8 protein-coding genes are annotated in these 10,914 nt (G+C 72.6%); 7 read left to right on the top strand and 1 reads right to left on the bottom strand.

Going from position 1 to position 10,914, the window contains the following annotated elements; genetic code table 11:
• The first annotated feature begins 12 nt into the window (after window positions 1–12).
• The 7 genes from ACFYXC_RS07620 (at window position 13) to ACFYXC_RS07650 (ending at window position 9,461) form a co-directional block, all read left to right on the top strand.
• Window positions 13–2,037: an endo-beta-N-acetylglucosaminidase gene (locus ACFYXC_RS07620; protein WP_389548072.1), complete on the top strand. Its 2,025-nt coding sequence runs from the start codon at window positions 13–15 to the stop codon at window positions 2,035–2,037.
• Between the two features lie 65 nt (window positions 2,038–2,102).
• Window positions 2,103–5,120 (top strand): alpha-mannosidase, encoded by a 3,018-nt coding sequence (locus tag ACFYXC_RS07625; RefSeq protein ID WP_389548074.1) that lies wholly within the window; start codon window positions 2,103–2,105, stop codon window positions 5,118–5,120.
• Between the two features lie 127 nt (window positions 5,121–5,247).
• The gene (locus tag ACFYXC_RS07630; protein ID WP_389548077.1) at window positions 5,248–6,612 is read left to right on the top strand and encodes an L-fuconate dehydratase; all 1,365 of its coding nucleotides are present in this window, start codon (window positions 5,248–5,250) and stop codon (window positions 6,610–6,612) included.
• Window positions 6,609–7,364, top strand: a complete 756-nt coding sequence (locus tag ACFYXC_RS07635) for an SDR family NAD(P)-dependent oxidoreductase (protein WP_389548080.1) — start codon at window positions 6,609–6,611, stop codon at window positions 7,362–7,364. Before ACFYXC_RS07630 ends, ACFYXC_RS07635 begins: the two co-directional genes overlap by 4 nt.
• A 5-nt stretch (window positions 7,365–7,369) precedes the next feature.
• Window positions 7,370–8,374 (top strand): aldo/keto reductase, encoded by a 1,005-nt coding sequence (locus ACFYXC_RS07640; RefSeq protein ID WP_389548083.1) that lies wholly within the window; start codon window positions 7,370–7,372, stop codon window positions 8,372–8,374.
• On the top strand, window positions 8,371–8,595 hold the full coding sequence (locus ACFYXC_RS07645; protein ID WP_389548085.1) for an L-rhamnose mutarotase: 225 nt from the start codon (window positions 8,371–8,373) through the stop codon (window positions 8,593–8,595). Before ACFYXC_RS07640 ends, ACFYXC_RS07645 begins: the two co-directional genes overlap by 4 nt.
• The gene (locus ACFYXC_RS07650) at window positions 8,592–9,461 is read left to right on the top strand and encodes an amidohydrolase family protein (RefSeq protein ID WP_389548088.1); all 870 of its coding nucleotides are present in this window, start codon (window positions 8,592–8,594) and stop codon (window positions 9,459–9,461) included. Before ACFYXC_RS07645 ends, ACFYXC_RS07650 begins: the two co-directional genes overlap by 4 nt.
• Here ACFYXC_RS07650 and ACFYXC_RS07655 read toward each other — a convergent pair.
• Window positions 9,449–10,870: a lipase maturation factor family protein gene (locus tag ACFYXC_RS07655; protein ID WP_389548091.1), complete on the bottom strand. Its 1,422-nt coding sequence runs from the start codon at window positions 10,868–10,870 to the stop codon at window positions 9,449–9,451. The genes ACFYXC_RS07650 and ACFYXC_RS07655 overlap by 13 nt on opposite strands.
• Between the last annotated feature and the right edge of the window lie 44 nt (window positions 10,871–10,914).

The following is a 10,914-nucleotide window of genomic DNA, read 5'->3' on the forward strand; positions in this document are numbered from 1 at the left end:
AGGCACGTGCTCGTGAACCCCACCAGACGCACCGTCCTGCTCGTCGCCGGCACCGGGGCGGCCGCCGCCCTGCTCCCGTCCCCGCCCGCCACCGCCGGGGCGGCAGCCCCCGAGGCCGCCCCGGCGCTCCAGCCGTACGCCTCCTACTGGTACCCGGACTCGGTCCCCTCGGGTGCGCCGGGCGCCGGCATCACCTGGCGCAGCCTGAAGGCGTGGAGCGCCGCCGACGACACCGACCTGGCCTTCAACGCGGCGTCCGTGCCGCTCGCCGAGCGGTTCACCCCGACACCGGTGAACACGACGGCCCGCGCTGGCCAGGCCCGTGTCCAGTCGCTGGTCTCCTTCGGCCCCACCGCGGGCAACCCCTCGCAGGGGTCCGGCACCGCCGACCACTACGCGCTCACGCACTGGTCGTACGTCGACGAACTGGTCTTCTGGGGCGGATCCTCCGGCGAGGGTCTGATCCTCGCGCCGAACGCGCCGATCGTGGACGCCGCCCACCGGCACGGCGTACCCGTCCTCGGCAACGTCTTCCTGCCGCCCGCCGCGTTCGGCGGACAACTGCAGTGGACGCGTGACCTCGTGCAGAAGGACGCGGCCGGGCACCACCCGCTGGCCGCGCAGCTCGTCGCGGTCGCCGAGGCGTACGGCTTCGACGGCTGGTTCGTCAACGCCGAGACCGGCGGCGGGAACGCCGCCCTCGCCACCGACATGCTGGGCTTTCTCACCGAGCTCAAGGCGCTCAGCAGGGCCAAGGGGCTGCGGGTCACCTGGTACGACTCCATGACCGTCAACGGCTCGGTGAGCTGGCAGGGCGCGCTGAACAACCAGAACCGGGTGTTCTTCCAGGCCGCCGACTCGATGTTCGTCGACTTCCGCTGGTCGGCGAGCAGCCTCGCCTCCTCCGGCACGACCGCCCAGCAGCTAGGCCGCAGCCGCTACGAGCTGTGGGCCGGCGTCGACGTGGAGGCGGCCGGCTGGAACCGCTCCGTGAACTGGGACGCCATGGTGCCCGGCGGTTCGGCGCACGTCGTCTCGGTCGGCTTCTACCGGCCCGAGTGGACCCGCAACCACCTGCCCGCCACCCGCACCCCCGGCGAGTTCCACGCCGCCGACGACCGGTTCTGGAGCGGCCGGTCCCTCGATCCGGCCCGCCCCGACACCACCGACACCTGGCGGGCGCCCGCCGTCTTCGTCGCCGACCGCTCGACGGTCACCGCACTGCCGTTCGCGACCACGTTCAACACCGGACACGGACTGCGCTGGTACGAGGACGGCCGGGTCACGTCGACGGCCCCGTGGAACCACCTCGGCCTCCAGGACCGGCTGCCGTCCCGGCGGTGGGTCGTCCGCACGACGGGGCAGCGCCCGGCCGTCACCTTCGACTTCGCCGACGCGTGGCGCGGTGGCAGCAGCGTCCTGGTCGACGGCACCCTGACCGCGCCGGCCACCCTGGACGTCTACGCGACCCGGCTGCCGATCGGCCCGGACACGGTCGTCGAACTGACCCACCGGACGGACGCGGGGGACGTGACCGTCGAACTGGCCGTCGCCACCGCCGAGCCCCCGGGCCCGGGACAGCCGTACGCGTACACGTACCTCCCGGTCACCGCCGGCAGCGACTGGGGGACCTCGACCGTACGGCTGACCGGTCTGCCCGCGGGCGGCACGGTGCACGCCCTCGGTGTCCGGCTGACCGGCACCGGCGCGGTGAAGTGGCGGCTCGGCGCACTCGCCGTACGCGACGAGGCCGCCCGGGCCCCGGGCACCCCCGTGGACGCACGCATCACCGACTCCTCGGGAGGCGACCTGCGCCTCGCCTGGCGCGCCGGTCCCGGCGGTGACGTACGCCAGTACACGCTGCACCGGGTTCTGCCCGACGGCACCCGGCGTTTCCTCGGAGGAACCGCGCAGCGAGCCTTCTTCGTTGGAGGATCGACACCAGAAGGAGGCGAGCAGGCGGCGCGGTTCGAACTGCGGGCCGTTGGGGAGCTTTACACCGCGTCGGCCCCCGCGACCCTCACCCACACCTGGTGACCGCCGACCACCGGTGACCACCGGTACAGAGCGACAACCCGCACAACGGAGTTACGGAGCACCCCATGCATGACGACCGCGGCCTGGTCGAAGCCCGCCTCAAGCGCGTGCTCGACGAGCGCATACGACCCGCCGTGTACCCCGAGTCCCTGCCGCTGGAAGTGGCGGTGTGGAACGCGCCCGGCGAGCCGGTGCCCGTCGAGGAAGGGCTGGCGGCCACGCCCTCTCCGGTGGCGGTCGGTGACAGGTGGGGTGCTCCCTGGGGCACCAGCTGGTTCCGCGTCACCGGAACCGTGCCCGAGAAGTGGGCGGGAAGGACCGTCGAGGCGATCCTCGACCTCGGCTTCGACGAGAACATGCCCGGCTTCCAGTGCGAGGGCCTCGTCTACCGGCCCGACGGGACCCCCGTGAAGGGCCTCAACCCGCGCAACCAGTGGGTGCGGATCGGCGCGCCCGTCACGGGCGGCGAGGAGGTGTGCCTGCACATCGAGGCCGCCTCCAACCCCGTCATCCTCGACTACCACCCCTTCCTGCCCACGCAACTGGGCGACAAGGAGACGGCGGGCAGCGAACCGCAGTACAAGCTGGAGCGGATGGACCTCGCGGTCCTCGACGAGAACGTGTGGCAGCTCGTCATCGACCTGGAGGTGCTCGGCGAGCTGATGGCCGAGCTGCCGGTCGAGTCCGCGCGCCGCTGGGACATCCTGCGCGCGGTGGAGAAGGCCCTGGACGCCGTCGACCTCCAGGACGTGGGCGCCACGGCCGCCGCTGCCCGCTCCCATCTGGAAGCGGTCCTGGCGGCCCCCGCCGTGCCCTCCGCCCACCGCGTCAGCGCCGTCGGCCACGCGCACATCGACTCGGCGTGGCTGTGGCCGCTGCGCGAGACCGTCCGCAAGGTCGCGAGGACCACGTCCAACATGACCGCCCTCCTGGAGGACGAGCCGGACTTCGTCTTCGCCATGTCACAGGCCCAGCAGTGGGCCTGGGTGAAGGAGCACCGGCCCGAGGTGTGGGCCAGGGTGAAGAAGGCCGTCGCCGACGGGCGGTTCGTGCCCGCGGGCGGCATGTGGGTCGAGTCGGACACCAACATGCCCGGCTCGGAGGCGATGGCCCGGCAGTTCGTGCACGGCAAGCGGTTCTTCATCGACGAGTTCGGGGTCGACAACGACGAGGCGTGGCTGCCCGACACCTTCGGCTTCGCCGCCGGACTGCCGCAGATCATCAAGGCGGCCGGCTCCAAGTGGCTGCTCACGCAGAAGATCTCGTGGTCGCAGACCAACAAGTTCCCGCACCACACCTTCCAGTGGGAGGGCATCGACGGCACGCGGATCTTCACGCACTTCCCGCCCGTGGACACGTACAACTGCTCGATGAAGGGCAGCGAGATCGCCCACGCGGCGAACAACTTCAAGGACAAGGGCGTCGCCCGGCACTCCCTCGCGCCGACCGGCTGGGGCGACGGGGGCGGCGGCACGACCCGTGAGATGGTCGCCAAGGCGGCCCGCCTCCGCGACCTCGAAGGCTCCGCGACCGTGGTCTGGGAGACCCCGGAGCAGTTCTTCGAGAAGGCGGAGGCCGAATACCCGAACGCGCCGGTGTGGGTCGGCGAGCTGTACCTGGAGCTGCACCGGGCCACCCTCACCAGCCAGGCCAGGACCAAGCAGGGCAACCGCCGCAGCGAGCACCTGCTGCGCGAGGCCGAACTGTGGGCGGCCACCGCGGCCGTCCGGGCCGGGTTCGCCTACCCGCACGCGGCACTGGACCGGCTCTGGAAGACGGTCCTGCTGCACCAGTTCCACGACATCCTGCCCGGCTCGTCCATCGCCTGGGTGCACCGCGAGGCCCGCAGGACGTACGACGCGGTGGCCGAGGAGCTGACCGGCATCATCGACTCGGCGCAGCGTGCGCTGGCGGGTGAGGGCACGACCGCTCTGGCCTTCAACTCCGCGCCGCACACCCGCGACGGGGTGCCGGCGGGCGGAGCGAGGACCCCCGCCGTCGGCGGCGAGTGCACGCTGGTGCCCCGCACGGACGGCGGCTTCGTGCTCGACAACGGCTGCCTGCGCATCGAGATCGACGCCCGCGGGCTCGTGGTCTCCGCGTTCGACCTCGCCGCGGACCGCGAGACCCTGGCGCCCGGCACGGCCGCCAACCTGCTCCAGATCCACCCCGACTTCCCGAACATGTGGGACGCCTGGGACGTCGACGAGTTCTACCGGAACACGGTCACCGACCTGGTCGACGCCGACGAGGTCGTCCCCGGTGAGGACGGCGTCTCGGTCCGGATCGTACGGAGCTTCGGCGCGTCGAGGGTCACGCAGGTGCTGTCGCTCGCGCCGGGGGAGTGGCGGCTCGACATCGACACGGAGGTCGACTGGCACGAGACGGAGAAGTTCCTGAAGATGGCCTTCCCGCTCGACGTGCACGCCGAGCGGTACGCGTCCGAGACGCAGTTCGGGCACTTCTTCCGGCCGACGCACACCAACACGTCGTGGGAGGCGGCCAAGTTCGAGGCGTGCAACCACCGGTTCGTCCACCTGGAGGAGCCCGGCTGGGGCGTCGCGGTCGTCAACGACTCGACGTACGGCCACGACGTGACGCGTACGGTCCGCGACGACGGCGGCACGACCACCACGGTCCGGGTCTCCCTGCTGCGCGCCCCGCGCTTCCCGGACCCGGAGACCGACCAGGGCGTCCACCGCTTCCGGCACGCACTGGTGCCGGGCGCCGCGATCGGTGACGCGGTGCGCGAGGGCTGGCGGATCAACCTGCCCGGGCGGAAGGTCGTCGGCGGGGTGTCGGAGGTCGCGCCCCTGGTCACCGTCGCGCAGGACGCCGTGGTGGTCACCGCGGTGAAGCTCGCCGACGACGACAGCGGAGACGTGGTCGTCCGCTTCCACGAGTCACGCGGCGGGCGCAGCCGGGCCACGCTCACGGCCGGTTTCGACCTCGGCTCCGTCACGGTGACGGACCTCCTGGAACGCCCGCTGGCCGACGCCGCCACCCCGGAGCGGGACGGCAACCGCCTCACCCTGCAACTCCGCCCGTTCGAACTGGTGACACTGCGCCTGAAGCGCGCCTGAGGTCGTTTGCAGGCCACGGGCACGCTGTGGTGGCTCGCGCAGTTCCCCGCGCCCCTCAAGGGGCGCGGGGAACTGCGCGCCCGGCTCTGGCAGACCGCCTTCTCGTCCCTGATCGAAAGGCACCTCCGTGTCCTCATCCACCGCCCTCCGCGTCACCGCGGTCGACACCTACGACATCCGGTTTCCCACCTCGCGTGAGCTGGACGGGTCCGACGCCATGAATCCGGATCCCGACTACTCGGCCGCGTACGTCGTCCTGCGCACCGACGACGACACCGGCGGCGGCCTGGAGGGGCACGGGTTCACCTTCACCATCGGGCGGGGCAACGAGGTCCAGGTCGCCGCGGTCGAGGCGCTGCGCCCGCACATCGTCGGGCGGCCGGTCGAGGAGCTGTGCGCGGACCCCGGCTCACTGGCCCGCGACCTGACCGGCGACAGCCAACTGCGGTGGCTCGGGCCCGAGAAGGGCGTGATGCACATGGCGATCGGCGCCGTCGTCAACGCCGTGTGGGACCTCGCGGCGAAGTCCGCGGGCAAACCGCTGTGGCGGCTGCTCGCCGACGCCACCCCCGAATGGCTCGTCTCCCAGGTGGACTTCCGGTACATCGCGGACGTCCTCACCCCCGAGGACGCGCTGCGGCTCCTGCGCCGGGGCCGGGAGGGGGCGGCGGAGCGGACCGCGCTGCTGGAGGAGCGCGGCTTCCCCGGCTACACCACCTCGCCCGGCTGGCTCGGCTACTCCGACGAGAAGCTCACCCGGCTGGCCCGGCAGGCCGTCGCCGACGGCTTCACCCAGATCAAGCTGAAGGTCGGCGCGGACCTCGCCGACGACGTACGGCGCTGCCGGGTGGCCCGGGCCGCCGTCGGCCCCGACATCCGTATCGCCGTCGACGCCAACCAGCGGTGGAACGTCGACGAGGCCATCGAGTGGACCCGGGCGCTCGCCGGGTTCGACCCGTACTGGATCGAGGAGCCCACCAGCCCCGACGACATCCTCGGCCATGCCGCCGTCCGCCGGGCCGTCGCGCCGGTCAAGGTCGCCACCGGCGAACACGTGCAGAACCGGATCGTCTTCAAGCAGCTGCTCCAGTCGGGCGCCATCGACGTCCTGCAGATCGACGCGGCCCGGGTCGGCGGCGTCAACGAGAACCTCGCGATCATGCTCCTCGCCGCCGCGTTCGGTGTCCCCGTCTGCCCGCACGCGGGAGGCGTCGGCCTGTGCGAACTCGTCCAGCACCTCTCCATGTTCGACTACGTGGCGCTGTCCGGCACCACCGAGAACCGGGTGATCGAGTACGTGGACCATCTGCACGACCACTTCCTCGACCCCGTGGTGATCAGAGAGGGTCGCTACATGGCACCCACCGCACCGGGCTTCTCGGCGACGATGCGGCCCGAGTCCGTCGCGGAGTTCACCTTCCCCGACGGCACGTTCTGGGCCGCCGACCTCGACCGGCAGCAGCGGAAAGAGCAGAAGGAGCAGGCGGCATGAGTGACTTCGAGGGCCTCAGGGCGCTGGTGACCGGTGGCGCCTCCGGCATCGGTCGGGCCACCGCGGAACTCCTCGCCGCCCGCGGCGCCCGGGTGGCCGTCCTCGACCTGGACCCCGCCGACCTGCCCGCACCCCTGCTCGGACATCGGGCGGACGTCACCGACGACGCCTCCGTACGCCGGGGCGTCGCCGCCGCGGTCGCCGGCCTCGGCGGTCTCGACGTGCTCGTCAACAACGCGGGCATCGGCGCCCGGGGCACCGTCGAGGACAACGACGACGAGACCTGGCACCGCGTCCTGGACGTCAACGTCGTCGGGATGGTCCGGGTGGCCCGCGCGGCCCTGCCGCAGCTGCGGAGGTCGTCACAGGCGTCGATCGTCAACACCTGCTCCGTCGCGGCCACGGCGGGTCTCCCGCAGCGCGCCCTGTACTCCGCCTCCAAGGGCGCCGTCCTCTCCCTGACCCTCGCCATGGCCGCCGACCACGTCCGCGAGGGCATCCGCGTCAACTGTGTGAACCCCGGCACGGTCGACACCCCCTGGGTCGGCCGGCTCCTGGACGCCGCGGCCGATCCGACCGCCGAGCGGGCCGCCCTGGAGGCCCGCCAGCCCACCGGCCGCCTGGTCCGCGCGGACGAGGTCGCCGCCGCCATCGCCTACCTGGCGAGTCCGCTGTCGGGCGGGACCACCGGCACGTCCCTCGCGGTCGACGGCGGGATGCAGGGACTGCGGCTGCCTCCGGCGGGCCGGTGACCGGCATGCGTACGCGCACCCTCGGCCGCAGCTCCGTCCCGGTCACCGCGCTGGCCCTCGGTACCGCCCCCCTCGGCAACCTCTACACCGAGGTCCCGGAGGAGCAGGCCCACGAGAGCGTGAACGCCGCCTGGGACGCGGGCATCCGCTACTTCGACACGGCGCCCCACTACGGCATCGGTCTCGGCGAACGACGCCTGGGCGCGGCCCTGCGCGGGCGCCCCCGGTCGGCGTACACCGTCTCCACCAAGGTCGGCAGGCGCCTGGAACCCGGCGACGAGGACGGCGACGACCTCGCCGACGGTTTCGCGGTGCCCGCCACGCACCGCCGCGTGTGGGACTTCAGCGCCGACGGGGTACGCCGGACCCTCGACGCCTCTCTGGAGCGGCTCGGCCTCGACCGGGTGGACGTCGTCTACCTCCACGACCCGGACGACCACGCGGAAGAGGCGTTCCGCGAGGGATATCCGGCGCTGGAGAAGCTGCGCGCGGAAGGTGTGGTGGGCGCCATCGGCGCGGGTATGAACCAGGCCGGGATGCTCACCCGTTTCGTACGCGACACGGACGTCGACGTGGTGCTCTGCGCTGGCCGGTACACGCTCCTCGACCAGCGGGCCCTCACCGGCCTGCTGCCGGCCGCGCGGGAGCGGGGCGTGTCCGTCGTCGTCGGCGGTGCCTTCAACTCGGGTCTGCTGGCCGACCCGAAGCCGGGCGCGACGTACGACTACGCGGCGGCACCGCCCGAGTTGCTGGACCGGGCGCTGGCGCTGAAGGCGGTGGCCGACCGGCACGGCACCACGGTGCGCGCCGCCGCCCTGGCCTTCTGCGCCGCTCACCCGGCGGTCGTCTCCGTCCTGGTCGGCGCCCGCTCGCCGCACGAGGTGCGGGACTGCGCCGCACAGTTCACCGCCCCCGTACCGGCGGGTCTCTGGCAGGAACTGCGCGACGAGGGCCTGCTGACCGCCGCGGCCCCGGTGCCGACCGCGGAGCCGTCCGAAGGGCCGTCATGAGGGTCGCCCTGCACACCAAGGTCCGCGCCGACCGCGTCGACGCGTACGAGGCCGCCCACCGGGAGGTCCCCGCGGCACTCACGGACGCGATCCGCGCCGCAGGCGCCACCTCCTGGACGATCTGGCGCAGCGGCCCCGACCTCTTCCACCTCCTGGAGTGCGAGGACTACGCGGCCGGGGGTTCGCAGGCGGGGCTGCCGGTCGTCTGGGAACTGCCGTGACGGTACACACGGGCACCGTCGACGCCCACCACCACGTCTGGGACCTGTCCGTACGGGACCAGGACTGGATCTCGGGCCCCGAACTGGCGCCCCTGCGGCGGAACTTCACCATCGAGGACCTGGCGCCGCAGGCGCGCGCCGCCGGGGTCACCCGGACCGTCCTCGTACAGACCGTCACGGTCGCGGAGGAGACGCCGGAGTTTTTGACACTCGCGGAGGAGAGCGACCTGATCGGCGGGGTCGTGGGCTGGACGGACCTCACCCGCCCCGATGTGGCGGACGAGCTGGCCCGCCTGTGCGAGCTGCCGGGGGGCCGGTACCTGAAGGGCATCCGGCACCAGGTCCAGGGCGAACCCGACCCCGCATGGCTGTCGCGCCCGGACGTCCGCCGGGGACTCGGCGCGGTGGCGGCGGCCGGGCTGGTGTACGACCTGCTGGTACGTCCCCACCAGCTTCCGGCCTGTGTCCGGGCGGCCGCCGCCCTGCCCGGTCTCACCTTCGTCCTCGACCACCTGGGGAAACCGCCCATCGCCTCGGGGCAGTTGGAGCCGTGGGCCTCCGACGTCAGGGCGCTGGCCGCCCTGCCGAACACGGCGTGCAAACTGTCGGGGATGGTGACGGAGACGGACCTGAGGCAGCGGCGGTCGGCGCAGGAGAGGCGGCGGGAGATGCTGCCCTACGCGGACACCGTGCTGGACGCCTTCGGTCCCGGCCGCCTCATGTTCGGCTCCGACTGGCCGGTGTGCACGCTGGCGACGACGTACGGCGGGGTCTCGCTCATGGCCGACGCTCTCGTGCCGCACCTGAGCGGCGACGAACGCGCCCAGGTCTTCGAGGGCACGGCCGAGCGCGTCTACCGCCTCTGAGCCGCCGCGTCCAGCCGCGTCGGCGGGAAGTACTCCCGCACATACGTCCGTTCCCAGCACGCGCCCGTCCGGCGCAGCTCCCGCCAGGTGGTGTACCGGTACCGGTAGAGACGGGCCCGGACGTAGCGGGGCGGGGCGTCCCGGGGGAACGGGCAGTGGCGCAGCAGGCGCAGGGTGTCGCGGTCGTTCTCCAGCAGCCGTTCCACGAACCCGCCGAACCACGGCTGGGCGTAGGCGGGGGAGAGGGCGGCGAACCACATCATCCAGTCGAGCCGCAGATGGTAGGGCGCGAACTGGCGCGGCCAGCGCCGGGGATCGCCCGGCTTGCCCCTGAATTCGTACTCCAGCCACCCGGTGTCCTCGCGGGGGACCGGGTCGGCCGTGCCCTCGACCACCACCTCGAACCGGGTGCGGCTGACGCTCCCGAACGCCCCGTAGGTGTTCACCAGGTGCAGCGGGTCGAAAGAGCGGTTCATGGACTGGTGGCGGGAGATCATGTTGCGGACCGGGCCGTGGCTGAGGAGGACGAGCAGCGCGGCGACCGCCAGGACCACCGTCTCGTACCAGAGCGGGGTGCCGGCCACGTCAGGAGCCCCGCCGGGGAGCCGCAGGGCCGGCACGGCGAGCACGATCGTGATCCAGTTCAGCCACGAGAAGTTCCCGGACAGCACCAGCCACACCTGGGTGACGATCATCAGGGCGGCGGCCGCCGAGGCGACCGGCTGGGGGGCGAACAGCAGGACCGGCACCACGAGCTGGGTGACATGGTTGGCGGCCGCCTCCACCCGGTGGAGCGGCTTCGGGAGACGGTGGAAGAACCAGCTCAGCGGGCCCGGCATCGGCTGGGTCTCGTGGTGGAAGTCGAGGCAGGTCAGCCGGCGCCAGCAGGCGTCACCGCGCATCTTGATCAGACCGGCCCCGAACTCCACCCGGAACAGGACCCAGCGCAGCGCGAAGAGCACCACGACGGGCGGGGCGATCTCGTCGTTGCCCAGGAACACCGCGAGGAAGCCGGTCTCCAGGAGCAGGGACTCCCAGCCGAAGCCGTACCAGGTCTGCCCGACGTTCACGATCGACAGGTACAGCACCCAGGGGACGAGCCACAGCAGCATGCCGCCCCACAGCGGCAGCAGGTTGTCCACGCCCGCGGCGAGGGCCGCCGACACCGCGCAGCCGGTCCAGGCCCAGGCCGCGAAGAAGCGGTCGGAGCAGTGGAGGTGGAACACACTCGGTGCCCGCCGGAACGGCACCCGGGCCACGAACCGCGACACCGGCAGCATGCCGCGCTCGCCGATCAGCGCACGGAACTGGAGCGCCGCCCCCAGGAACGCGACGAGGTAGACCACGGCCAGCGCCCGCTGGAAGACCAGTCGGCCGGTCCAGTACTCGGAGGCGGTGAACCACTCCACGCCGAGCGCTCCCTTCCCGATCCCGACAACAGCGACCATAGGGC

The organism is Streptomyces sp. NPDC002701, from assembly GCF_042889045.1.
Classification (GTDB): Bacteria; Actinomycetota; Actinomycetes; order Streptomycetales; family Streptomycetaceae; genus Streptomyces.

Bases quoted from the DNA above. Each gene is read 5' to 3' on its own strand.
- ACFYXC_RS07625 (WP_389548074.1), top strand. From the start codon at position 2,103: ATGCATGACGACCGCGGCCTGGTCGAAGCCCGCCTCAAGCGCGTGCTC.
- ACFYXC_RS07635 (WP_389548080.1), top strand. From the start codon at position 6,609: ATGAGTGACTTCGAGGGCCTCAGGGCGCTGGTGACCGGTGGCGCCTCC.
- ACFYXC_RS07640 (WP_389548083.1), top strand. From the start codon at position 7,370: ATGCGTACGCGCACCCTCGGCCGCAGCTCCGTCCCGGTCACCGCGCTG.
- ACFYXC_RS07645 (WP_389548085.1), top strand. From the start codon at position 8,371: ATGAGGGTCGCCCTGCACACCAAGGTCCGCGCCGACCGCGTCGACGCG.